Raw genomic sequence first — 25,539 nt, 5'->3', positions numbered from 1 at the left:
TTTTCTTACTTATCAGGCTTTATTGTTTTTTAATTTCAGTTATTGCAGATTGCTGGTGCTTTATAAAAGCTTCATTTAAATAATTGTTGATTTTTAATAAATGCTGGTTTTCATCTAAAAAAGCCATTAAATTATCAAAACTTACATATTTATCTTCATCATAGATATTATTGTAAATAATTTCAAAAAGTTTAAAATCATCCATATAGTCCAGGGTAAGCCGTATATCCCTGACATATTTTCTGGATAGGGTCTTATTTATTACATGAAGATGTGTTTTATTTATTTCTTCATATTTTTCAAAATACATAAATACATGTTCCACGTCCTCCGGGTATCTATCATATAATTTGGTTATTCCTGAATAGCTCATTCCTGAAGGAACACAACCTAACGGGTAACCCTCCCATGTCAAATAATCAACCTCCGGCATTATTTGCATTAATGCTCCTGTTTTATCTATTAATGAAAAATCCAAAAGAAGATCATCACAATCAACATTTACAATCGATTTCACCCCGTACTTTTTTCCAGCATCATAATACCGCTTTAATACAGATTCTGCATGGCCCCTGAAACAATTGATTTTACATTCATTTGCGATATCTTCCAATTTGTCATCTTCCTTATCAGTAGTGGTACATAGAACAATATTTTTAATTTGAGTATGGGCTTTAATCCTTTCAATCAAATGTTGTATCACTGGTTTACCTTTTAATTTCAATAGATGCTTTTTAGGTAAACGTGATGACCCAAGCCGAGCTCTTAAAAAAATGGCTGTATTTTCCATTTCAAATTCCGAATTAAATGTAATGTTAAGCATATTTAATTGTTGGTATTTTTAACTAACCTGCCGATAAGAGTCATATCGCATTGTTCAGTGCATTTTATTCCTTGTGTTAAATTAAAATGATCTTCCCTGAATTTTCGATACTTCTCCCCATTCCAGATAGCATAGAGGGATTCTTTTTTAGCATCCCCCAGGATTATCTCATTATTGAAATCTTCTACACATTCTACAGATTCACCATTGGATTTGATCGTCATTGATGACCAGGGGAATTGACAGAACTCTATCCAGTGAATAGAATTCGTTTTATTTTTATTATCCTGATACCATTGCTGATCCTGGCTTTTCAGATAAACGTAAGCATCCAGACCTTTGAAAGATTCCTGAAGCTTTTTAAATTCTTCCTGCTGCCAGGGCTTATTTAGATTCAGCATCGTAATAATAATTGTTGTCTTGTATGAATATTTACGTTTAAGTTCGAATAATTGAAGAATTTTTTTATAGCTTTCCGTAAAATTGGAAGCTTCTCCTCTAACTTTTTTATGCCTGGTGTCGTCCACGCTTTCCAGTGAAAATTTGATGTAATTCAATCCATTCTCAAACATTTTTACTGTTCTTTCAATATTGATGTTGGCCGGATTGCAGCTGAAATAAGAAGGTATGTTTCTTTTTTCCAACAGGCGGACCCGTTCAGGCATATTCCTGTCAAGCAAAGGGTCCCCATATCCATGAAGAACCAGAACTTTCGGAATAACATACAGGAAAAAATGATTTTCACTCATGTCATTTCTTGAAATTTTGTAATTTTTCTCTACGAAATTCTCCCATTCACTCCACTGGCTGGCCGAAAAGGGTTTAATCTGATCTATAATTTTTTCATAAGTTTCCATATCCAATGTTTCAATCGGCCGTGTCATCCTGGTAGTGCGCGGGCACATTTCGCATTTCATATTGCATGCGTTCGTAGTTTCTATGTTATAAATCACAGGTTCCCTGCTTCGAAACTCCTCAAATTTGTTAAATACCTCATCTCTATCTTTTATCGCCCCGTCCATCAATTGCTTTTTTAGATCAAACACCTTCATATAAAATGATATATCGAACATTTCTTTATCACATCTTAAACACAATTAAGCCATATATTATTTTTCAAGTTTATCTATTGTTTTTTTCAAAGCCATCGCCTTGGATTTTGCCAGATCCATATCCCTATAATTCGTTTTAAATTGCATGATCCTGGGCTGTATTGACTCTGCGACCGGGCATAATCCTTTTTCATAAGATATATTTACATTGTACTGGGGACAGTTTATCGGGCACCCTTTCCCATAGTAATATCCATTTTGCATAACCGGCTCCAGATATGGAACGCTCCATGCTGCATAAAAGCCATCTCCCCCATTTTCGATATATGCTTTTCGGAATTCTCTCCATGAAACTCCAATTGATTCGTCGCCCTCGTACTTAATAGCATAAGTCCAATAAGAGCTTGTATAGCCTTCAGGAACTTTTTGCGGGACCAACCATGAACAACCTTCAATGGCTTCCTCAAAATACTTAGCAATAGTGACCCTTTTTTCAACAATTTCTTCCAATCGTTCCAATTGTGCTACAGCAACAGCAGCATTTAATTCAGGCAACCTGTAGTTCCATCCCAGAGTATCATGGCGTTTATAATCTGGATCCTGGAAAACATCCTCATTTAACCGTATTCGTCCGCCATCCGCACTCAAATTCTTAAAACCGATCCCGCCGCATTTCCTTACCTTTTCTGCCATTGTTTCATCGTCAGTAAGAACAATCCCGCCTTCTCCCACCGAGATGTGTTTGGAATTCTCGAAACTGAAACATGAAAAATCCCCTATAGAGCCTGCAAGGCGGCCTTTATACTCTCCCAGATAGCATTGTGCACAATCTTCTATGACCGGGATATTTTGTTCTTTGGCGATTTTCATTACAGGATCCATATCAGCCGGAAGCCCATATAAATCTACTACTATTATTGCTTTTGTTCTTGGAGTTATTTTTCGTTCAATATCTTCAGGATCAACATTAAAAGTTTCCGGATTTATATCTGCAAAAACCGGGACTGCATTTTGATGAAGAGTTACAAAAGCATCCATCATTACAGTTAGAGCAGGACTAATTACTTCATCACCTGGCCCAACCCCAATTGCGGACAGGCAGCTATGTAAAGCAGATGTACCGGAGTTATGGGCAATTCCAAAACGTTTATTGAATCTTTTGGCAAACATATTCTCCAGGCGCTGATTCCACCCCCCACTTGTTGCCGACTTCATATCAGATTCTAAAACTTGCCTTACATACTTTAACTCATTGCCGATAAATTTCCCATGATTATTTTTCATATTTACCATTTTACCTCACATAATATATTTCTTAACTTTATTTATTTAATGTCACTATTTTTTTTAATTCGTTAAATATCTTCATATCAAATTTTAACACCAAACTCACATATACAACAGCTCCAAGCACAACCGGAACCAGTACCAGCCAAACATTTGAAAGTGGCACCAACATCCGGAAGCCTCCCACTAAAAGCGACATCGCAAGAGCCGCCATTAAAATATTCAACAAACTACCAATCTCCATCCTGATTATAATCTTCTTTGACAATAACCGCATTGCAAGAACTGCATTAAATACCATTGTAGCTAGTGTTGCAACCGCAGCCCCGGTAATACCAATTGCAGGAATTAATAATGCATTCAATGCAATGTTCACAGCAATTGCCACTAAAGTGATCTTAAACAGGTCCTTCAGATGGTCCAGTGCTATCAGGTATGATATGAAAGAATATTGGAAAATATTTACTATCTGCACAATTAATAATACCACCATTGTTATATAGCCGCGCCCAAAATCCGCTCCGTATAAATAATACAGAAGTTTATCGCCCAGTAAGACACCACCTGCAAGCATTGGCATCGCCAGAATAAATGAATAAGTAAATGCACGCGAAAGCGATTTTTCTATCAATCCGGTTTCACCAATCTTTCCCCACCGACTAATCTTGGGAAATAATGTCGAATTAAGTGCGATTGTTGTAAATGCTGCCAATGATGCAAATTGCAGTACTATATTGTACACACCCACCTCGGCTTTATTAAGATAATAGCCTATCATAACCGTATCTGTTGTCGAAAATACTATCATTCCACCTGAGATCAAAAATATCCATATTGAAAATTTTGAAAGGCTTTTGATGTGCTCCCATCCGAAATGCACAAAATGCAAGTCAAAAAAATGTAGCAGTACTATAGATCCAACAATTATCCCGGCAATAAAACCACCAGCAAGGCCTCCAAATCCATAACCTAAGAAAATCAAAATGACCTGAAAAATAATACGAGAAACATTTTCAATGAAACTGGCAGTTGCACTGATCCCTATTTTTCCACATCCTTGTATACCGCTTGAAAAGGCCCCCCCAAAAAATGATGCTATCAGTGCCAGTAAAAACCAGATAAATGTACTATTGTTAAAATCAATAAAATAACTGCGAAAAGCGATAAGTACAGCCACTACCACCATCACAAAAACAAAACGAAGTACGACAAAAGCACTGAAATACTCATCCTGCTCTTCTCCCTCACTGATACGTTTAACTGCAGCTCCGCCAAATCCGCCATCTGTCACAAGACCAACGATGCTAAGATAGGCAATAAACAGGAAATATTCGCCTATAACGCCTGGACCCACCGCATGTGCAACATACATTGTACTTAAAAAACCGATAAATTTAAGTCCAATCTGCCCGATAAACGATACTATACTCTGTCTCTGGATTACATCTATGCTCATAATGCGTGAAAAGAAGGTGTTTAATTTGAACATAGTTTGTATGCGATTTATTATCGATAGGAGATTATAAGAGATTGTTATTCAACATACGATTTTCCGAAGATTTCTTCCAAGATCTCCACATCATTAGAGCAACCTTCGTCTCCTTTCCTCTTCTTTATATATTCAAGACCTGATAATGTTTTTTCCTTTGCCAGACCAAATTCATCGGCAAGCTTTAAGTACAATTCATACAGCTTTTCGAGAGTTAAATGATAGCCTGGCATGATTCGCCACTGCACCAGGCCACATTGCCTGCAGTAGGGAAATGAAAATAATTCTCCAGTTATATATATTCTATGAAAAGTATCAATTTCATAGGATTTGCATTCAATGCACATCCTTGTTCCATGCTCTCTGACATGGTCGGATAATTTTTTCTTCATAGTCATTGCTATTTTACCTCACATCCGGATTATTGTAGTAATAGATGGATGGTCACTGGGAGGATGGAGGGAACCAATAATATATACTTGATTTTATGTAAATCATAAACTCATCTTAAAGCCTCAGCGATGTTTCTCTATCCAATTCCATTTAAATCCTCTGTTATAAAGGGGTTTTCTAATTTTTTTCAATAATTTTCTTCCAGTTGGGAAAAACAAATTATCTCCACGACTCCACAGGCCAACTCTCTATAATTGTTCCTTCTTTTCCAACCATTACCAAATCGGCCATGACATTCGCATGCGTCATAATATCCTTTAAGTCAATATATATTTTTCTATCAGTCCTGATTATTATTATCACATATATTATTCTGCCAAAGATTTCATATCCTCTGTCATCATTATTTTTATCAATTCTTCAAATTGGACTTTTGCTTCCCACCCCAGCTTCTTTTTAGCCTTCGCCGGATCCCCAATCAATATATCCACCTCAGTCGGCCTGAAATAACGCCTATCTATCTCAATTAAAATATCCCCGTTCGCCGAATCCACACCAACCTCGTCCACACCAGTTCCTTTCCATTCAAGCTCAATCCCAGCTTCCCTGAATGCAAACTCCACGAACTCACGCACAGAATGCGTCTTTCCCGTTGCTATAACAAAATCATCTGGCTCATCCTGCTGGAGCATTAGCCACATGGCTTCCACATAATCCCTGGCAAATCCCCAATCTCTTTTTGCATCCAGATTTCCAAGATATAATTTTTTCTGTAGCCCTTTTTTTATTCTGGCTACCGCCATCGTGATCTTCCTGGTAACGAATGTCTCGCCGCGGATTGGGGATTCATGATTGAAAAGTATACCATTGCATGCGTACATGCCATACGCTTCCCTGTAGTTCCTGGTTATCCAGTAAGCATATAACTTGGCAGCAGCATAAGGGCTTCTTGGATAGAATGGTGTTGTCTCTTTTTGCGGGATTTCCTGTACCTTACCATAGAGTTCGCTGGTTGAAGCCTGATAGAATCTTGTTTTCTTTTCCAACCCAAGTATCCTTATAGCTTCAAGAAGCCTCAATGTTCCGACTGCATCAGAATTTGCAGTGTATTCAGGGGTTTCGAAAGAAACCTGCACATGGCTCTGGGCTGCAAGATTGTATATTTCGTCAGGCCGGGTCTCCTGGACAATTCTTATCAGGTTTGTGGAATCGGTCAGATCTCCGTAATGCATGAAGAAATTCACGTTCCTCTCATGCGGATCTTTGTATAAATGATCTATCCGCTCCGTATTAAAAGATGATGATCTTCTTTTTATTCCATGAACGATGTATCCCTTGTTCAGAAGGAACTCTGCAAGATATGCGCCATCCTGTCCTGTAATGCCAGTTATTAAAGCTGTTTTATTCATGTTCAGTCCCTTAAAAAGCTGCTTCGATTTAAAAACTAATATGTTTTATTCATTAAAAATATTTCGTTGTTTGTTGATGTTTAACCCATAACATTAGAAACAATTATTATTCCGCCCGCTTTTACAGGGGCGAGGAATCTTATTGAATGCAGCAGTATTTGCCGTAGAAAATATTCCGCTCATCAAGAAAGGCGATGACATAGCCCGTATTCTGGCACAAAGAGCACAACTTTGCGAACATGACATTATTGTCATTTCTTCGACTGTTGTTTCCAAATCCGAAGGAGGGATAATTTCCCTGAAAAACATGAAGTTTACAGAGAGAGCAGAGCTTATAGCTATGAAGAATAAAACCGATCCGCGGTTTGTCCAGGCTGTGCTTGATGAAAGCGTTGAAATATTGCTTGAATCCCCTTTTCTTCTTGTCCGCACAAAGAACGGCAGTATCTGCGTTAATGCAGGAATTGACCATTCTAATGTAGAAGGCAGCGACAATATCCTTCTGCTTCCGAAAAATCCTGATAAGAGCGCATCTGACCTGAAAAAATCATTATTTAATTACACCGGTAAGAATGTCAGTGTAGTTATCACAGATACCAACGGCAGGGCATTCCGTACAGGACAGACCGGTGCAGCCATTGGATGCGCCGGGATTAAACCAACACGGGACTGGCGCGGGACAAAAGACCTGTTCGGCAGGGTGCTTGAAGTAAAAAATGAAGGCATTGTTGATGAAATAGCAGGTTTTGCCAACATATTGATGGGTGAAGGCGATGGCGGTATGCCCATAGTCGTTACCAGGGGTCTTGACCTTTATAGTGAATCTGATGGGATAAACGAAATATACAGGCCTGAAAAAGAAGACGTGATACGTAGGGCGATCCTTAAATCCCGGTCAGTTTGAACTGCTTGGTTTCTTTTTTGACTTCAAAGAATTCTCTTGCAATATTTCCGACTTTTTCCCTGTATTCCGGGGGTGTGAAAACACCGAGACGCCAGTTGTCAAGCTGCGCTTTTCCGAGTGATGCTACAAGATTTGAAGCTTTATCAATAGAGGTCATTTTACCATTTATAATAACCTGGGCTTTCATTTCAGCAATCGCGGGTTTTTCAGGAATGTCCACCAGTACGTATCCAGGATCGATGCCTGCACTTTGCGCTATTTCATTTTCGATCCTCTGTGTGTTTTTGTTTTTTTGAAATTTTACAACATCAATATTCACAGAATGAAAATCAGTATATAGCGCCCGCTTAAAAAGCCGCCTTTCATCCAGCCTGTTTGCTATTTCGGATGCGTAACCTCCTGCCTTTTTCATTTCCATCATGAAAGTATAATCATCCATCCTACTCAATAATTTCGGATCAAGCCCGTTCTCTATCATATACTGCGCCGCATGATGGCACATGGATTCCGCGATCCTGCTGACATGATGGAAATATACTGTGGGATGCATCAGGAATCTTGATACAAGCAGGGATTCTGCGGCCTGTAACCCTGCGATATTAAGAACCAGCTTATTTTCATTGAATTTCATTTCATGGATTAATCTAACATGGTCAATAAGCCCAAAAGCCACGCCTGTATAATGAGCGTCCCGTACAAGATAATCCATCCTGTCCACATCGATTTCGCTGTGTATTATCTGTCCCGGATTTGTTTCTCCCCTGATATGCCGGGCAATTGCTGAAGGGGATAGGGAATAATCTCTGAGTATATCGGAAATTTCTCCTTTTCGTAATAATTCTTCTATATCTTCATGGCTTTTTCTTGTATAGTGAGAGATCACTTCTTCAGTAGCATGGGAAAAAGGCCCGTGGCCGATGTCATGGAGCAGCGCTGCTGCCAAGAGTTCATTACGCTGCTTTTCATCCACCTGTTTTATAAGTTGTTTTGCAAGATGATATACACCAAGTGAATGCTCAAAACGTGTATGATTCGCGCCAGGATAAACAAGATTGGAGAAGCCCAACTGCCTTATCCTGCGAAGTCTCTGTACCTGCGGCGTTTCGATTAAAGAAAGCGCAAGGTCGTCGAGTTCAATATAATCATGTATCGGGTCGCGAATTACTTTCATATTTTATTTGATAAGTTTTAATGCAGTTTTCAGGTCAATTGGTTTTATAAGATTCTTTACAGAATCAAAATGGTCATCGTCTGTCAGGATATGTTTGACATTCTCAACTATTCCGGTCGCTGCGATGAGCGAATCAACTGTTGGTATATCATATTTCAGGCGTAGTTCTCCGGCACGTTTGGCAATTGCTCGACCCACATCCACAAAAATAAGATTGGAGGTCACCAATTTGTCAAGATCACTATTCATCCGTTCATTCTCTTTCATGCCGCGTATCTTGATAAGTTCTGTTATGGTGATCACTGAAGCAAGTCCGGTTATTTTTTTATTATGTATGGATTGTGCAAGTTCAAAATATGAATCATCCATGAGCAAGCCGGCCACATATATCGTATCGATCAAGATCGTATTCATCTAATACCTATCTTCTTTACGCATATCTTCAATTTGCTTCCTCACAGATTTAAGGTCAAGATCAGACCATGATCCGCAAAGCGTTCTAAGGTCTGTGGGAGGCAAAATTTTAATATAACCATCCTCCTCGACAATGATGAGCTTTTCACCTTTCTCAAGCCTGTACTTCTTCCTGATATTCGCAGGTATCACTATCTGTCCCTTTGCGCTCATGGTTATAGTTTCCATATCTTACCGGTAAGACTGCATAGGACATATATTTTATCATGGCTTATTAGAAAAAGCCTTTATACCATAAAACGATATTTAGGCTTGATAACCATGATAAACGCGAGGGATCGTCTTTTACACCATTGAATCGCTAAGGAACAAGAAAATAAGCATTTTTGATACCACGCTGCGTGACGGGGAACAGACACCGGGAGTATCGCTTACATTTGATGAAAAACTTCTCATAGCCCAGCAGCTTGATAAACTCGGTGTGGATATTATTGAAGCTGGTTTCCCGATGTCATCCGAGGGAGAAAAAGCTTCAGTCAGGAAAATTGTGGATGCAGGATTAAACCTCAAGGTATGCGGACTGGCCAGGGTCATAAAATCCGATATCGATACCTGTCTTGATTGCGGCGTAGATATGGTACATACGTTTGTTTCAACTTCTGATGTCCAGAGGATATCAACTATCAAGAAAAGCAGGGATGAAGTCTACAGCATGGCAATTGATGCAGTGGAATATATAAAAGACCACGGGGCAAAATGCATGTTCTCTGCCATGGATGCAACCCGCACGGATGCTGATTATTTAATCAATATTTATAAAGGCGTGGAATCTGCACACTGCGATATAATAAATGTTCCAGATACAGTGGGCGTGATAGTTCCTTCAGCCATATATAGACTGATAGGTGAAATAGCAAAGAACGTCAAAATTCCCATCGATGTGCACTGCCATAATGATTTCGGGCTTGCAGTAGCAAACAGCCTCTCGGCTGTGGAAGCAGGAGCAAGCCAGGTACAGGTCACGATCAATGGCCTTGGCGAGCGGGCAGGAAATGCAGACCTTGCCGAGACTGTGATGGGACTGCATGCATTATATGGAGCAAAGACCAATATCAAAACAAAATATATTGTTGAGACATCCCATCTTGTGGAAAGACTGACCGAAGTGAGGATGCCTCCGACCATGCCTATTGTGGGGGATAATGCTTTTGCCCATGAATCAGGCATACATACTCATGGAGTTCTCGTACGGTCAGATTCTTTTGAGCCTGGCGTCATGACCCCGGAAATGGTGGGACATAAAAGGCGCATCGTGCTCGGGAAGCATGCAGGAAAGCATGCCGTAAAACAATCGCTTGAATTTGCCGGACTGCATCCCCATGATGAGCAATTGAATGAAATAATGAAACGCATCAAGGATATTGGCGATAAGGGCAAACGTGTTACGGATGCTGATCTCTATTCTATTGCAGAATCCATAATGGGTAATATATCAAAGTCTGAGCAGGCTATCGTCCTGAAAGAAGTATCGGTCATGACAGGGAACATTATAACCCCGACAGCGACTGTAAAGGCTATTGTGAACGGACAGGAGCGTCTCGGCGCCCATATCGGTGTCGGGCCTGTGGATGCTGCACTAAACACAGTAACAAGCATCCTTGGTGAGTATAAATTCAAATTGCGCGATTTCAGGATAGAAGCCATTTCAGGCGGATCTGACGCACTTGCAGAGGTTCTCATCGGGGTCGAGGATGAAAAGGGCAGGATCGTTTCAGCACGCTCGACGAATGAGGATATTGTAATGGCATCTGTTGAAGCGCTCGTGGCTGCAATCAACCAGTTGATGAGAAAGAGATGATGGCTTTGAAACGCTGCACTTTCAGTTCTCTTTAAGCAGTATCAACCCCGTGTAGTGGGATTTTATCCCTGTGGATATATGCCGTTACACTCTTTTTTTGATGTCCTTTTTATTGTTCCTTTTTTCCTGCGCAATTTCTATTGGAATTCATACTTTAGTATTACTTTCACCCCGCTTTGCCATCATCTATATGCTCATAGAGTTATTCGAGATATAGAAATAGAAACATGAAGAGAAGAAACATTCCATGAATATTGTGACAGTTAATGACATACAAATTTATATTACCACACTTATATTACTTGTAGCAACATTGACTTTTTTATTTGGACCTGGTATCCTGGAAAAAAAGAAATTGGAGAGACGTGAAAAAATAATTTTGAAAAATCATTTAAAAGAATTCGTATCTTTTTGGAAGAATAAGAATCGAATCATTGGCAGCGAAATAAGAGAACTAAATAAAAAAGGAGATGAAATAAAAGATTTAGAGATTAACCTGTTACCTCATGATATTGTAGATAAAACTCATAATATTGGAAATAAAATTATAAAACTATCAAAAACTTTAAAACTTAATAACGATGAAAGCAGAAGAGAATTTGAGCGAAAAGGTGATGAGCTTGTTTTAGAAGTGGAGGCATTTCTTGATAAAATATAATATATATCCTGTCTTCGCCAAAACTTTCCAGCCTTTTTTAATTGAATTAGTTAGTGAATAGTGATTATGCCATATCCTTCATGGGCCTATCGTTGTCCTAATTGCTGGAGTACAGGTATCAAAAAACGAACCCGCCTGGGTGGCTATTACTGCCAGTCCTGCGGTACGATATTTCGGCAGCCTGTAAAGCAAGACTAAAGATATGCTTGAAAATACGAACATAAGGGGGTTTGCGCGTCGCGCATCTGGGCGCGGGCCGAGATCGGGATGCAGGTTCCCGGTAGCAGAATCGTGGAGAGTTGCCGAAATTCCAGGTGAGGGGGTTAGGGTGCGGGGAAGGGGGAGAGGTATAAGGGTTTAACTCGTCCCTGATTTTAATCAGTTTTAATTCGGTGGTTATGAGTGAGTATCCAGATGTATTTTTGGACAGGATTACAGGATTTACAGGATGGAAATTAATCCTGTCCATCCTGTAAATCCTGTCCAGAATAAATTTTCAGACATGCTCTAAGATGGACATTTCAATTAGTTTTACATTCCTCACCAATGTTTATTAACATATAATTACGATTTCTATTAAATCATGCAACTTACCTTTAATCGGGGAACAATCACAATTAGCGGGGATATGCGAATCCCGCATTCAACATGGGATGAGCGTTCCGGGACATTCAAAGCAATGGCTTTGCACTATAAAGATATTATTGATTACCTGAAAAATTCAGGGATCGAATATACGGATAATGTCCTTAATCTCTTGCCATGTCCTGATTTTCATAGCAACATTATATTGAGGGATTACCAGAAACAGGCCCTTGATGCATGGATTCTGAATGGCCAGCGGGGGGTGCTTGTATTACCGACAGGAAGCGGTAAAACAGTTATTGGTATGAAGGCTATATTCTTACTGAACACTCCAACAATAGTGATCGTTCCGACCCTTGACCTCCTTGACCAGTGGCGCACCAGGCTGAAGGAGGAGTTTAAAATCGAAGTAGGGATGCTCGGTGGCGGGGAGCATGATATCAAAGCCTTAACTGTTTCTACCTATGACTCTGCTTACATATATGCCGAAAAACTTGGCAATAAGTTTGGTCTTATAATCTTTGATGAAGTCCATCACCTTCCAGCCGACAGCTTTAAACAAATTGCTGAAATGTTTGCTTCACCGTTCAGGATGGGTTTGACTGCTACTTATGAGAGAGAAGACGGACTTCATATGGAGCTTAACAGGCTAATAAGCGGGAAGGTATTTGAGACAAAAGTAAGAGAGCTTGAAGGGGAGTACTTATCACCTTTCAGGATTCAAAAGATTGTTGTTGAACTAACCGCAGAAGAACAAAAAGAGTATGATATAAATCATGGAATTTTCGCGGACTACCTGAGAAACAATAATATCATACTCAGGACTCCATTGGATTTTCAGAAGATTGTAATAAGAACCGGAAGAGATCCTGACGCAAGGAAGGCGCTTCTTGCAAGGAATAAGGCAAAGGATATCTCTTTGAATAGTGTCTCGAAGATAGAAAAATTCTCAGAAATCCTGAAAAAGCATAAAGAAAATAGATTATTCGTTTTCACAGAACATAATAAACTGGTTCACATTATATCAAAGGAATTCCTGATACCAGCCATTACGTACAGGACCACAACCAGGGAAAGGAGCTACATTCTGGACAGGTTCAGATCAGGAATATATAGAGCGGTTGTTACATCGAGAGTTCTTGACGAGGGAATAGATGTTCCCGAAGCTGATGTTGGCGTTGTCTTGAGTGGAACAGGCAGTGAAAGGGCTTTCATACAGCGGCTGGGAAGGATACTCAGAAGAAAAGAGGGGAAGGAAGCTATCCTTTATGAAATTGTATCCGGTGAAACAAGTGAAATTAACACGGCAAAACGGAGAAATAAAGCTATAAGGTAAGAAAAATGCTCACCAATGACCTTCTTGTTACAAAAATCCACAAAGGAAAAATAGAGCCTGTTTACGCCACGCTTGACCAGAAGAACCTGGAGATATCAAGATCGGTTATTAACCTGTTCCAGGAACATATCGGAAAAACATACGGGGAACTTATTGGGGAAATCGAAGGTTTTGAGGAGATAGATTACCGCTTAATCCGTGGACTAACTCAAATCCTTGAGAGAAGATGCATCATTGGGATGGATTCGCCCATAGAACCGATCACTGCAAGACGAATTGTTTTTGAGGAATGCAATGGCGCAGTTACTGATATTAAGGAACGAAAAGAGATTATTGAAAGGGTCGCCAGGAAGCTGTCTATTGAAACAAATGGTCTTGAAAAGGCCCTGTGGGCAGATATGGAAGAGAATCTCGTAATAAAGGAATTCAAGACAATAACGCCTGAAAACCTGCTCAGACAATATAATCTATCCCTGACGCAAACACTTCTTTTTAAAGCATGGAGTATGGAAATCCAGATAGAAGGGAATTACCAGGATGTCTTCTGGAAGATTAAGAAACTTGGATTAATGTATCTCATTCAGGATGGAAAAATAATCATCGATGGTCCTGTTAGCATTTTCAAAATGACTGAAAGGTATGGCACAGCTCTGGCAAAGTTGCTGCCAGTTATCATGAAATGCAGCAAATGGAGTTTAAAGGCAAGTATCCTGAAAAAAACAATGCAGGGAAAAAAGGTTTATGATTTTACCCTGGATAATACCAGACAGATTTTCAATATTGAAGCATCTGATATCGAGACTTTTGATAGTGCTATTGAAAAGGAGTTCTCATTACTGAACTTCAATGAATGGTCATGTAAGAGAGAACCGGAATTGATTAAAGCAGGCCAGTATGCCTTTATTCCTGATTTTTCCCTTGAGAGGAACGGTACCCGGATATTCGTTGAAATCATTGGGTTCTGGACACCTGAATATCTCAGGAATAAGATCCAGAAGATAAACCTGTTGACAGAAAAAGATAAACTGATACTCCTGGTGAATAATAATCTTGCTTGCTCAGGTTCTGAATTCAAAGTTGATAACCTGATCTTCTATGATAGGAAAATACCATATCTGGAAATATTGAAAATCTTGAGAAGATATGAGGAGAAACAGCTTACTGAAGAAGTTGGAAAGCTTAAAAACATTGAAATTGTTTTGAAGGAGAGTATTATTGATCTTAATGAAATAGCAAGAAAATATGATGTCGGCCTGAATGCCTTAAAGACCGTGATACAGCAACAGCAGAAGATCAACGGATATTTGCTCATCGGAGACCAGCTTGTAGATAATCAAACTGTTAAAACAGTTCAGAGCGAACTGAATGGCATTAAAAAACACAGTGAGGCCATCATAATTTTCGAGAAATACGGAATAAAAAGCCAGCAGATGCTTGATGTTCTCGGTTACAAAGTTAAATGGGTCGGGCTTGATCCTGAAAATGCAGAAATATTGAAGGCATAAAAATTAGTCATTTTCTTACAATCCTGCACGGCCATTTACCCCGATTGTTTCATTGGTCCTGAAACTTCCCTTTAAACTTCCACTGCTCTCTTTCTTTGTAATTGAATTTCTGGCATATCCAACACAGGAAGCAAGGATAGTTTCTACATCCCCCGATGCATCCATTCCTGCTGCGCCTTCATGACCGCCTCCGGTACCATTGAATCTGGCGCTGATATCTTCCATCAATTTTGCAAGGTTTATGCCTGCGTTCTGTATTTCCCTTCTTGCCCTGCCGCTCACTTTGACAACATCATCCCTTTTTGCGCCAACAAATGCAACATCTGCGCCTATTGAGACAAGGCTTGATGCTGCTGCGCCCCCGAAAGAATTCACATGAGATGAAACGATTATCCAGTCATCCACCCGTTCTATGACCGAGCGCTGGGCTGCTTTTAAAAAGGCAATTCTCATTGAGACATCCTGCGGAACTGAAGATAAAAGATCAATAACTTCGTTGTACTCTATACCGCTGATATCCATAAGTTCAGCTACGGCTTTGAATGAATCTGATGATGCATGCCTGAAGTTGCCTGTATCCGTGATAATGCCTGACAGCAGTGCAAAAGCAGTTCGCCGCATAATGGGTGCGTCCATTTTTTTTAAGACTTCAAAAACGATCTCGGCTGTTGAACTTTTATTGCGGTGAAGATAAAAATCTGAATTCTCAGAAAGTGAGGAGGTCGAATGATGGTCAATAACAGCATAAGATTTTAATGGAAACCCATTCAGCTGGGCAGGTGTGGATGTATCCACAACAACCACGAAGTCATAATCCCCCTTTGGCGAAAGTTCATATTCTATATTCAATTGGCCGGCGATCTGGGAGGCAACCCTGTCGCATCCCTCAACAACTCCAATCGTTCCCCCGATTGCTTCTTTTAGCGCAAATGCGCTTCCTAATGCATCAGGATCCGCGTTCCTGTGACATAAATAAAGAATGTTGTTGTAGTCCAGCAGTTGATTATAGAATTCAGATTCGTCTAACTCCATAATTACTTGGCGGCCGGATTACCGATCGCCTGTTTAAGCTGCTCCTGTAATTGCTGGAATCTTTTCTGGATGCGTTCTTCCTGTCGTGTAATAGTCTCTGCACGCAGTCCAAGAGTATCTTTTTTCTCAACGAGGGCATTTTTCGTTTTTTCACGCTCGGTCTTAATAAGCAAATCTCCGATTGCCCTGTAAACCACAGCATTATCATCAAGTTTTTCAAGTTCTGCTAAAGCCAGTTCTGTTTCTTTTAAATTGATCTCGACCTGGTTCTTCTGGGCTGCCAGGGCTTGAGCCTGCTGCTGTATCTGCTGCAACTGCGCAAGCTGGTTTTGAATTTGTGGGGGTAATTCTGAACTCATTTAATACACCTGTAAATCTGATGTAGTATTGTATATCCCCAATTTATAACTTGTGTATCGGGATACCGAAGGTTAAAGAACACATCTCTTGTGTGATTTTTACGAGCCGCAGCCATCCATTCAAGGCAGCCCTCATGGAAACTGTATCATTTGCCTCAACTTTTAAAACAATCACATCATCCTTAAGCTCAAGCGATGCTGTAGTACGCTGGTAATCCTGGTCAAGTTCCGGTAGTAATGCTTCATAAATTATGCGGGCATCTTTCCCGGCATTCAATTCAAACTCTGCGAGAACTTGCATGATGTGCTAAGTGTTTTGATGTTATTTAGATTATTGGAATATGGATCAACTCATTTGAGAGAGCCATGTATGCCCTGACCCTGCTGAATCAAGAGCATAGTCAAAATCGTCTGCTTATGATTCGGTGCTTCTGCCAGCTTTACTCTTCGAGGAATGGTCGTATTCAGGACGATATCACCGAGTACTTCCCGTACCTTTTCTTTGATATCCTTTGTAAGGTTTGTCCTTTCATCATACATAATCAGAAGAACAGCGCCCACTTTCAGGCCTGGATTCAGATCTTCTCTGACCTGCGAGATCATGTTCATAAGCTGCGTCACTCTTCAAAAAAGTATAGTCACGATTCTGGGCTTTTCAAATTCAAAACTATGGATCATCAAAGAAATGCTTGAAATAACATGCCCCACTGATCTTGAAGATATTAATGCGAGAGGGCTTGTTTGTCACATCGAAGGAGGGCATGGATATGGGTTGGGTCGTTTATGTCTTGCCTGTAAGACCATGAATCATTCGTCATTATTTGAAAACATTAATGTTTATAGATATTGTCGTGATGATCATAATCTTCCAGAGTCACTATTTTTGAATCCTCATCAACAGAAAAAGTTAGCACAAAATGTTTGTCTACATGAACTCTTTTCCAATCATTCAAAGGCGTTCGAAGACTCTTATATCGGTGAGGATTTAATAATATTTCATCTATCTTTTTTAGAATGATCTCAACTTGTTTTCTGTTCTTTTTTGCCAACTTTTTGAGGGTCTTTTCAAGTTCCGGCTTTATCTTCAAAGTATACATGAATCAAAGGTCTAATCGATCCCTCAAATTTTCAACCGTTCCCACATCGACAGCCTTTTGCTGATGTATTTTCTTCGCCTTTTCTATATACGCCGGTTTTAACTCTGGATCGAGTATTTCTTCTTCATATTGCATTGCCATAAGGTCTATGGCAGCACTCTTATCATTCAAGTCGTATTTGGCTTTTACAATATTCAATATCCTGTTGGTATGTTCATTAATGTTTATTATGGCCTGAACCATATATATCGCCTTAATATCATGTTTATTTCGTATTAATATATATCTTTTCATTTGAATGATTCCCGTTCATTTAGGCAGATACTTCTTTTTTCAAATCCCTGAATCTGTGGAGGATTTCTGCCGGCATGGAGCGCCGGGTGAGAGGTTGGGGGTGCGGGGAAGGGGAGAGGGTTTAACTCATTGTTAATCCGATTCCCGAACATATATGATGATGATTTTGTATATAAACAGTTATTTGAAATCCCGAGAGAAATAATGAACAATATGCATACCTATCTTAAAAGAAATATAGACATAGCAATCGATTTGATGGATACTCCTATTGATTATGAGGACTATATTTCCTTCAAAATCAAACCTACTGAAGAAGGATGCTGCTGCCTCAATAACTGGTCTATAACATGGGATACCATTAATAAATATATTTATCCAAATGGGCCAGTAAAAAATGAAGGAGCTGTCGTACTAGATAAAAACAAAATGAAACTTGTTTTAGAATGCCATGAAAGTGGGCCTGAGATTATCGCTTATCTTGGGTTAGGAACAGCATCTATAATTCTTGTAAAATCTATAATTGATTTAATCGTCACTGTTCTAAAGGCTCGGCAGAATGAGTCCCATTCTGGAACTTTCAAGAATTGGAAAGGGGATATCTTTGAGTAACAGGTCTGAATTGGAAGGTCTTGGTAATTATTCGCAATGGAAATACTCTATCCGTCAATAACAAAAATAAAATAGTAAAAAATCAGTCGCAAGATAAAATATACTAATATACTATCCTATGCGCCAAGAAAGAAGAGAAATATTTCAGCGTATTAGTTGTTTCTTCGGCTTTGGTTTTCCTTTCGTCCCTTTCTTTGCCATCCGTTTTTGCCCTCCTGATATTTAAAACTGAAAATAAATATAATGACTTTTTATATATAACTATTCCTATGGATTTTTTAAGCAATATGATGAGATTCTTTTTTCATCGAGGCGCTCATGACCGCCCCCATTGCCAGCGCTTGTTCGACCCAGGCCATATCCTTCATAACAAAGACCATCTTATCCCGTAGGGGATAATTCTCAATGGAATTTTTAAGGAGTTCGCAATATTTTTGATACTTGCCGATCTCAACTGTATAAGCGCTGGATCGTCAATAATGGTGGGATCGTAGCCTCTCATGTCGAGAAGCTTCATGATTTTATTTCTTTCACCCGCAGTTGCCATCCTGAATCGGTATCGAGATTTTTCATAGAACGGCTCAAGCTCCCGGAACAGCTCTTGATCATCGAAGAAATGCTTGAAATAATACGCTCCACTGATCTTGAAAATTTTGATGAGTATGGAAATGATGGAGAGAAAACAGAAGTTTTAAGTATTAGATAATCAAGGTTCATTCCTATAAGAAAGGTGGTATCTCGAATACAGGTACTATCTTGTCTTCAAGGTTGAATGGTGTGTGATGAAATATGAGTGTTAATAAAATATATGGAGGGCATGCCCTCAGAATAGTTTTAGGAATAACTATACTGACATTTTTATTATTGGCTGGCGATGCAGGTGCGATAACAAACAATGGCGTTGAGAAACTAATTGATATAGAGGGTGATTATGATCCAAGTTACAATCCAGATGGAAGCAAAATTGTTTTTTCTGTTGGGGATCCAATCCTTAATTCAGGCTCTGTCTGGATTTTAAATTTAACTTCAAAAGAAGTAAGCAGAATTAATACGCCTGGAGGAAGAGACTATTTATATACAGAATGGAGTCCGCTAGGCGATACCATTGCGTACAATTCCTATTATAATGGAGTAGCTGATATATGCACTATAAACATAGATGGCTCGAATGAAAATTGTCTAACAACTGATCAAAATTTTGATGTTGGTGGACCGGAATTTAGCCCGGATGGAAGTAAAATTGTATACTTTTCTCATATTCATGAACCATACGATATAGGTGATATATGGATAATGGATGCCAACGGTGAAAATAGTGTTCAACTGACTAATGACAGAGATTATCAATCTGGCCCTTCGTGGAGTCCAGACGGCACCAAGATAGTTTATTCATCTGGCGCTTGGCCTAACGCTCATATTTGGGTAATGGAAGTCGCTAATCCGAACAACAAAGTGCAACTAACATTTGGTCCTGGGTTTGAAGGTAATCCTTCATGGAGTCCAGATGGTATGTTCATAGCATATCAAAAACAGGACATTGCACTCCAAGGTCCTTGGAATATTTGGGTCATGAATGCAGATGGAACGAAACAAACCCAACTCACAAATAACGGAATAGATGGAGCACAACCTGATTGGAATTCTGACGGGAAAAAAATAGCATTCGTTTCACATGGTTTCAATAATAATATTAACTGGGATATTTATGAAATGACACTTGGAGGAATTGATAACACTCCACCTACAATTGATTGCGGCAGTGCAGATGGCCTCTGGCATGGAACTGATGTAAGCATCGCATGCACCGCAACTGATAGTGATTCAGGCCTCGCCAACCCGGATGATGCTAGTTTCTCATTATTCACAAATGTTGCAGCTGGTGAGGAGACTTCAAGTGCTTCAACCGACACCAGATATGTCTGCGATAATGCCGGGAATTGCGCAACGGCTGGACCGATCAGCGGCAATATGGTGGACAAGAAAGAGCCAAGTATATCAATAATCGCGCCCATAACTGGCTCTTACACGCTTAATCAGGCTGTGGCAGCAAACTATAGTTGCACCGATAGCGGTTCAGGCGTGGCAACCTGTGATGGCCCCGTATCATCAGGCAGTAATTTTGACACCAGCACGGTAGGCTCTAAGAGCTTTACTGTCAATGCTCAGGATAACGTTGGGAACACCGCTTCAGCTACCCAAAGCTACGATATCATCTACAATTGGAATGGCTTCTTCAGCCCTATTGATAATCTTGATAGCAATAACAATCTGATACTGAATTCTGTAAAAGCAGGGAGCGGAGTACCCGTAAAGTTTAGCCTGAATGGAGATCAGGGTCTTGGTATAATTGCTACAGGTTTTCCAAAATCTTCACCAATAAGCTGTGATTCAAATGCAATAGTCGATCCAGTAAATGAAACGGTAGCAGCAGGCTCAAGCGGTCTCTCTTATGATGTGATTGCAGATCAGTACATCTATGTCTGGAAGACCGAAAAGGCTTGGAGCAACACCTGTCGCCAGCTTAACGTGAAACTCGTAGATGGAACAACACACGTAGCAAATTTCAAGTTCACATAGCAGCATGGACTTTCTGGGGAGAGTGGCTCCCCACCATTTTTTTGCTTGGGAAAAAGGAGTGTATCGTATGGTTAGACATAAAAATTGACCAACGCCAGCTTGATGAGCCTTTTCAGAAACTCATGAAAAGGTCTCCGGGATTTTCCCGATAGCCTCGTCGATATCTTTTGCTAATTCAAAAGGAATTCCTACAACCACCTCATCATCTCCATATTTGCTATGCTTCCTTGAACCTTTACATCCCAGGGAGAAACTTAATTCTCCCTGCAATGGATTCACCGTACAATCGCTGCAAATTGATGCTATACCCCCGGTCCTGATCCTGGCCTGTTTACCCTCAAGATATGCATAAGCCTGGATTATTCTCATCACCCTGACTGGTTTCAGGTAAAGGATCAGGACATCGAATTTCTCTCCCTTATCTCCTTTAAAAGGAGTAATTCTTATTGAGAGGCCATTAATTTCAAACCTTTTTAACGAAGAAACAGCATTTGATGCCGCCTTCCGGTTCTTGTACCTGCCAGTGCTGTTATAATAATCCCCGGGTGAATTTTGCGTATTGCAAAAAATATATTCACAAACCCTGCATCCCTGGCTCGTGATTATAAAAGATTCGCCATATCTTGCTTTATGCACCAGTTCACAATATAAAAGTGGACTTTCCATACCCTTTTCATTGGAAATAAGAATACTTACGGGATTTCCTTTTTCCATTAGTCGCATAATATTGTCAAGCATAAAAAATCAATGGGCTATTGTTGTAAGCCCGTCAATGTATCCGGTTTTCCGGGCTGTCACACTGATAGTTCCCTGTCCTGCCGCATTAAGTTGCAAGGTTACGTGGCCTTCTGAATCTGTTACGCCTTCACCTCCGACCCCGCCTCCCGAAGCAGTAACAGTTGCCCCGCTTACCGCAGAACCTGCGCTTGTAACCGTAAATATAACATAGGTGGTTACCCAGTTGGTCAGACTGGACGGGTTTGCAGTAATAGTGAGCGATTGCTGGCCTGATACCCCAAGACTCATACTTCCGGTGGAGAAACCATTCTTTGTTGCAATAGCAGTAATTCCACCGGTGCCTGTTGAATTAACAAATAATATTACCTGGCCATTCTGGTTGGTGATCCCGCTCCCGCTAACAGCACCTGTAAGTGTGACTGCTGATTCGGCAACAGCATTACCACCGCTTGTTACTGTGAAAGTGACATAAACAGGAATCCCTGCTGTGACTGTTGCAGGATTTGATGTTATGGACAATGATTGTAATCCTGTCGATGTGATAGTAGTAGAACCTCCAGCATAGCCAGTCCTGCTCGCAGATACAGTAATTGTGCCTGCTGCGCCGGGTGTCACAAGCAGGATGGCTTTTCCATACTGGTTAGTGATCCCGCTTCCGGATGCCATGCCGCTTAAGCTTACAAGGGCATCGTTCACGGCTGAACCTGCGGCAGTAACCGTAAATGTGACATATGTCGGAGCATTTACTGTTACTGCACTGTGGCTTGAAGAAACACTCAAAGTCTGCTGGCTCGTGGATGTTATAGTGGTTGAACCTTCAGTATAATTCTGTTTTCTTGCTATCGCCAGGATCGCGCCTGTTTTGGGAGGATTTAGTTGCAGGACAACTTCACCATTGCTGTTTGTAACCCCATCCAGTGAGATTCCTGCACCTGATAGGTTTACCAGAACATCTCCAACAGGTTTTCCAAAACTGCTCGCTGAAAATGTCACAAAAGATGCTGTATTTGATGTAAGTAATGTGGGTGTAGCGCTGATAACAAGCCCTGGTATGGCGATCATAGTTGACGTTGCATTATAATAACCAGTTTTTCCCGCAGTGATATTAATGTTTCCGCCTGACGTGGCATTGACAGTCAAGGTCAACATCCCGTTCTTATCTGTTAATCCTGCGCCCGATGCAGACCCATCGAGATTTACACTGGCATTACTTACTACTTTATCATTGCCAAAAGTTATGAACGTGACATTGGTAGCCTTTCCTACATCAACCTCGCGTGTAATTCCAATAATATATAATTGTGAGGATTCCAACCAACCTGTTATATACCTGTCAGAAACAAACCCTAGTATCAGTCCTCCGATCAATGCAATCAAAATAAACATTTTTGTTTTTCTCTCTTCATCGTACCTTCGAATAATTTATCCCTCCGATATTCTATTTTAATTGTGATTAAGGTAAATATATATATATCTATTAATGTGGATTAAGGAAGAATGAAGCCTGGCGAAATAATCTTCATATTCAGGTTATTAACATTAATTATTATACTCCAGCTTATCGATTATCAACAGCTCGTCATAATTCTTCGATCAATTGATCCAGGCCTGGTAATTCTTGCAATTTTGCTTGAACTGTGCGGATTCCTGGTTTGGACCTTAAAATGGAAATTCCTTGTGGACAGGCTAAAGCCGGTAAAATTTTCAACACTTTTCCTGGGGCTTATGGGAGGAAATGTCCTCAATACCAATGTAGCGCGCGCAAGAACATTTGGAGGTTTCGGAAGGGCGATGTTCCTTAAGAATGTAACCAATGATTATCGCCATGCTAACTGGTATGCTACTGTTGCCATGGACCAGACAACAAACAGCTTTGTTTTTTCGGTCCCTGTGATCTTTTCTTTACTTTTTGTATTCCTGTTCCTTGACATACCCGGTTGGTTATCCATTTTATTAGAAGTAATAGCACTCATACTGTTCTTGCTTGCATTTTTTGCATATCTTTCCAAACATAAGATAAACAGGTCTGCCCGGATTTCATTCTTCTATTTGATCCTTAAGCGAGCATATTATTTTTCACTGTTCAAATTTATCAGGAACAGGTTTGATTCATATCAAATATTTGAAGAACTTATAACAACAGGTATTGCTGAATTCGAGAAAACCTACAAATCGATCATGAAAGACAGAAAAATCCTTTCAATGGATATTGGTCTTTCTATTCTTATGTTTGCATTTATTTATTTAAAAACTTACATGATCTTTCAAAGTGTGGGATATGGCATTACCATTGCAGGTCTCATCGTTTCCCTTTCCCTGATACTCTGGTTGAGCTCTATTCTTCTGATTCCGGGAGGTCTGGGAATAAAAGAATTGGTCATGATAAGTATATATTCAATGGTTGGAATACCAATAACCATTGCAGTCATAGTTTCCCTGATGGACAGGGTGATCTATTTGTTTTTTGTAATTTTTGTAGCATATGCAGCCATCTTTATAATGCGATTGCTTCATATAGGGCAAATAGGTCAGAGCAAAGGATGATATGCAAGGTATCATTGATATAGATAATTTGCGCGAAAAAGGAAAGTGAAAATTTGCATCGTGAAGATATTGTCCAGGAACTGATACGAAAAGCAATACATGTGACCTCTATCATAATAGTCCTGACTTATCGTTTTTTCGGCAAGGAAGCAGTACTTGTTTTGCTCACGGTTTATTTGATCGTAATCCTCGAACTTGAGTATTTCAGGATAGAATGGGGAAAAAAAATACCTGTATTCCATAGCCTTTTCAGGATAAAAGAAGCAGACAGGCTTGGAGGCCATGTATTTTTCACGATAGGCAGCATAATCGCAATTTCAGTTTTTTCTAAAGAGATTGCTTCGGCTGCCATCCTTATGACCACATTCGGGGATGCGTCGGCAGCTATCTTCGGGAAGGTGTTCGGCCGGACATGGATCAGGGGATTGAAAAACAGGGCATATGAAGGTTGCGCCGCAGAGTTTATCGTAGATATTATTATCGGATTGTTGTTCCTGCCAAACCTGGTCCTTGCCCTTGTGATGGCAGGTACGGCAACGATCGTCGAGACAGTTACCAATAAGCTGGATGATAATCTCCTGATCCCGGTTTTTACCGGATTTAACGGGCAGCTTACAGTTATTATTTTAACATATCTTAATTATCTTAACTAAGAGCTTGTCTGAAAATTTGGTATACATTTGGACAGGATTACAGGATTTACAGGATGGAAATTAATCCTGTCCATCCTGTAAATCCTGTCCAGAATAAATATTCAGACATGCTCTAAGCGGATAACTACAATATTTACCCAACTTTCACCCTTGGTTATGACAACAGCCAAAAATATCCATAATTTTTTTCTGCTCTCCAGTCATAGAACTCGTTCTTTTTAGCAGCTTATCTCCATGATGGATTTTTACGGTATAGACATTGTCCAAAAGCTCTTTTATCTTATCAAAACTATAATTCAGCTCTTTGTCCTTGAGTTCCGCTTCGACATATGTTGCCACAAGATATGCAAGATGGCAAAGCATCACGAAAGCTCTTATTTTTTTGTCTAACTGAAACCTTAATGGCTTAACATTGAGAACATTTTTCATTGTTTGAAAGCCCTTTTCAATTCTGTCTCTCTCGAAATATGCTTTTACTGCCTTTTCTTTTGGCATGGAAGTATCGGAACAGTAAATGACATAAATTCCGTCATATTTCTCTGCTTCTTCAAGTTTATCGTAATCGATTTTCCACTCTTTTCCATATTTTAAAAGATATTTTTTAAGGCCATCCTTGATTGGCTTCCCATTTTTCTTTTTTTCAATAGCTTCTATCACTTCATCATAACGATGCTCTTTGATAGAGACTTTCAACTTTTCATTGAAACAAATAACAAGCTTCCCCTTCTCTTTTGGGATCTCTTTTACAT

27 protein-coding genes are annotated in these 25,539 nt (G+C 39.8%); 9 read left to right on the top strand and 18 right to left on the bottom strand.

Going from position 1 to position 25,539, the window contains the following annotated elements; translation table 11 throughout:
* Positions 1-19: 19 nt before the first annotated feature.
* The 6 genes from FIB07_10015 to gmd form a co-directional block, all read right to left on the bottom strand.
* Entirely contained in the window at positions 20-823 is an 804-nt protein-coding gene (locus FIB07_10015) for a hypothetical protein (GenBank protein ID NJD53189.1), read from the bottom strand.
* Positions 824-825: 2 nt separating this feature from the next.
* A complete protein-coding gene (locus FIB07_10010; GenBank protein NJD53188.1) occupies positions 826-1,896 on the bottom strand; it encodes a radical SAM protein in 1,071 nt (356 codons plus the stop codon).
* 36 nt (positions 1,897-1,932) lie between these two features.
* Positions 1,933-3,168, bottom strand: coding sequence for a DegT/DnrJ/EryC1/StrS family aminotransferase (locus tag FIB07_10005; GenBank protein ID NJD53187.1), 1,236 nt, complete (start codon positions 3,166-3,168; stop codon positions 1,933-1,935).
* Between the two features lie 28 nt (positions 3,169-3,196).
* Complete coding sequence (locus tag FIB07_10000) at positions 3,197-4,651, bottom strand: flippase (GenBank protein ID NJD53186.1); 1,455 nt, start codon at positions 4,649-4,651, stop codon at positions 3,197-3,199.
* A gap of 44 nt (positions 4,652-4,695) precedes the next feature.
* Entirely contained in the window at positions 4,696-5,049 is a 354-nt protein-coding gene (locus FIB07_09995; protein ID NJD53185.1) for a hypothetical protein, read from the bottom strand.
* A 363-nt stretch (positions 5,050-5,412) separates the two neighbouring features.
* A complete protein-coding gene (gmd, locus tag FIB07_09990; GenBank protein ID NJD53184.1) occupies positions 5,413-6,453 on the bottom strand; it encodes a GDP-mannose 4,6-dehydratase in 1,041 nt (346 codons plus the stop codon).
* Between the two features lie 142 nt (positions 6,454-6,595).
* Here gmd and FIB07_09985 point away from each other — a divergent pair, with 142 nt between their 5' ends.
* Complete coding sequence (locus tag FIB07_09985; GenBank protein ID NJD53183.1) at positions 6,596-7,357, top strand: coenzyme F420-0:L-glutamate ligase; 762 nt, start codon at positions 6,596-6,598, stop codon at positions 7,355-7,357.
* On the opposite strand, the gene FIB07_09980 is transcribed toward FIB07_09985, so the two are convergent.
* From FIB07_09980 to FIB07_09970, 3 genes are read right to left on the bottom strand one after another with little or no spacing between them, the layout of a single operon-like run.
* Positions 7,338-8,528 (bottom strand): HD domain-containing protein, encoded by a 1,191-nt coding sequence (locus FIB07_09980; GenBank protein ID NJD53182.1) that lies wholly within the window; start codon positions 8,526-8,528, stop codon positions 7,338-7,340. The genes FIB07_09985 and FIB07_09980 overlap by 20 nt on opposite strands.
* A 3-nt stretch (positions 8,529-8,531) precedes the next feature.
* Positions 8,532-8,942, bottom strand: coding sequence for a type II toxin-antitoxin system VapC family toxin (locus tag FIB07_09975; GenBank protein ID NJD53181.1), 411 nt, complete (start codon positions 8,940-8,942; stop codon positions 8,532-8,534).
* The gene (locus tag FIB07_09970) at positions 8,943-9,170 is read right to left on the bottom strand and encodes an AbrB/MazE/SpoVT family DNA-binding domain-containing protein (GenBank protein NJD53180.1); all 228 of its coding nucleotides are present in this window, start codon (positions 9,168-9,170) and stop codon (positions 8,943-8,945) included.
* A gap of 109 nt (positions 9,171-9,279) precedes the next feature.
* Between FIB07_09970 and FIB07_09965 the strand changes: the two genes are divergently transcribed.
* The 4 genes from FIB07_09965 to FIB07_09950 all read left to right on the top strand — a co-directional run bounded on the left by FIB07_09965 (position 9,280) and on the right by FIB07_09950 (position 14,884).
* Positions 9,280-10,800, top strand: a complete 1,521-nt coding sequence (locus FIB07_09965; protein ID NJD53179.1) for a 2-isopropylmalate synthase — start codon at positions 9,280-9,282, stop codon at positions 10,798-10,800.
* Between the two features lie 247 nt (positions 10,801-11,047).
* Complete coding sequence (locus FIB07_09960; protein ID NJD53178.1) at positions 11,048-11,458, top strand: hypothetical protein; 411 nt, start codon at positions 11,048-11,050, stop codon at positions 11,456-11,458.
* A gap of 580 nt (positions 11,459-12,038) precedes the next feature.
* On the top strand, positions 12,039-13,379 hold the full coding sequence (locus FIB07_09955) for a DEAD/DEAH box helicase (protein ID NJD53177.1): 1,341 nt from the start codon (positions 12,039-12,041) through the stop codon (positions 13,377-13,379).
* Between the two features lie 5 nt (positions 13,380-13,384).
* Complete coding sequence (locus FIB07_09950) at positions 13,385-14,884, top strand: DUF790 family protein (protein NJD53176.1); 1,500 nt, start codon at positions 13,385-13,387, stop codon at positions 14,882-14,884.
* Between the two features lie 15 nt (positions 14,885-14,899).
* On the opposite strand, the gene FIB07_09945 is transcribed toward FIB07_09950, so the two are convergent.
* From FIB07_09945 to FIB07_09920, 6 genes are all read right to left on the bottom strand, one after another.
* Positions 14,900-15,916: a bifunctional oligoribonuclease/PAP phosphatase NrnA gene (locus tag FIB07_09945; GenBank protein ID NJD53175.1), complete on the bottom strand. Its 1,017-nt coding sequence runs from the start codon at positions 15,914-15,916 to the stop codon at positions 14,900-14,902.
* A gap of 2 nt (positions 15,917-15,918) precedes the next feature.
* Entirely contained in the window at positions 15,919-16,275 is a 357-nt protein-coding gene (locus tag FIB07_09940; GenBank protein NJD53174.1) for a prefoldin subunit beta, read from the bottom strand.
* Positions 16,276-16,318: 43 nt separating this feature from the next.
* Positions 16,319-16,576, bottom strand: a complete 258-nt coding sequence (locus FIB07_09935) for a hypothetical protein (protein NJD53173.1) — start codon at positions 16,574-16,576, stop codon at positions 16,319-16,321.
* 50 nt (positions 16,577-16,626) lie between these two features.
* The gene (locus FIB07_09930) at positions 16,627-16,884 is read right to left on the bottom strand and encodes a ParA family protein (GenBank protein ID NJD53172.1); all 258 of its coding nucleotides are present in this window, start codon (positions 16,882-16,884) and stop codon (positions 16,627-16,629) included.
* Between the two features lie 221 nt (positions 16,885-17,105).
* Entirely contained in the window at positions 17,106-17,372 is a 267-nt protein-coding gene (locus FIB07_09925; protein NJD53171.1) for a hypothetical protein, read from the bottom strand.
* 3 nt (positions 17,373-17,375) lie between these two features.
* Positions 17,376-17,615: a DUF2683 domain-containing protein gene (locus tag FIB07_09920; GenBank protein ID NJD53170.1), complete on the bottom strand. Its 240-nt coding sequence runs from the start codon at positions 17,613-17,615 to the stop codon at positions 17,376-17,378.
* Between the two features lie 264 nt (positions 17,616-17,879).
* Between FIB07_09920 and FIB07_09915 the strand changes: the two genes are divergently transcribed.
* On the top strand, positions 17,880-18,278 hold the full coding sequence (locus tag FIB07_09915) for a hypothetical protein (protein NJD53169.1): 399 nt from the start codon (positions 17,880-17,882) through the stop codon (positions 18,276-18,278).
* Positions 18,279-19,067: 789 nt separating this feature from the next.
* Entirely contained in the window at positions 19,068-20,855 is a 1,788-nt protein-coding gene (locus FIB07_09910) for a hypothetical protein (GenBank protein NJD53168.1), read from the top strand.
* Between the two features lie 120 nt (positions 20,856-20,975).
* On the opposite strand, the gene FIB07_09905 is transcribed toward FIB07_09910, so the two are convergent.
* Together FIB07_09905 and FIB07_09900 are read right to left on the bottom strand one after the other, a co-directional pair.
* Positions 20,976-21,593: a protein clustered with O-phosphoseryl-tRNA(Cys) synthetase gene (locus tag FIB07_09905; GenBank protein ID NJD53167.1), complete on the bottom strand. Its 618-nt coding sequence runs from the start codon at positions 21,591-21,593 to the stop codon at positions 20,976-20,978.
* Between the two features lie 6 nt (positions 21,594-21,599).
* Positions 21,600-22,979 (bottom strand): hypothetical protein, encoded by a 1,380-nt coding sequence (locus FIB07_09900; GenBank protein NJD53166.1) that lies wholly within the window; start codon positions 22,977-22,979, stop codon positions 21,600-21,602.
* A 111-nt stretch (positions 22,980-23,090) separates the two neighbouring features.
* On the opposite strand from FIB07_09900, the gene FIB07_09895 reads away from it, so the two are divergent.
* Together FIB07_09895 and FIB07_09890 are read left to right on the top strand one after the other, a co-directional pair.
* On the top strand, positions 23,091-24,137 hold the full coding sequence (locus FIB07_09895; protein NJD53165.1) for a flippase-like domain-containing protein: 1,047 nt from the start codon (positions 23,091-23,093) through the stop codon (positions 24,135-24,137).
* Positions 24,138-24,190: 53 nt separating this feature from the next.
* A complete protein-coding gene (locus FIB07_09890) occupies positions 24,191-24,790 on the top strand; it encodes a CTP--2,3-di-O-geranylgeranyl-sn-glycero-1-phosphate cytidyltransferase (protein ID NJD53164.1) in 600 nt (199 codons plus the stop codon).
* Between the two features lie 144 nt (positions 24,791-24,934).
* Here FIB07_09890 and FIB07_09885 read toward each other — a convergent pair.
* The coding region (locus tag FIB07_09885) for a transposase (protein NJD53163.1) at positions 24,935-25,539 on the bottom strand (605 nt) is incomplete at its 5' end.

The organism is Candidatus Methanoperedens sp. (assembly GCA_012026795.1).
Taxonomy (GTDB): domain Archaea; phylum Halobacteriota; class Methanosarcinia; order Methanosarcinales; family Methanoperedenaceae; genus Methanoperedens.
This window is presented reverse-complemented; position numbering and strand designations above follow the sequence as displayed.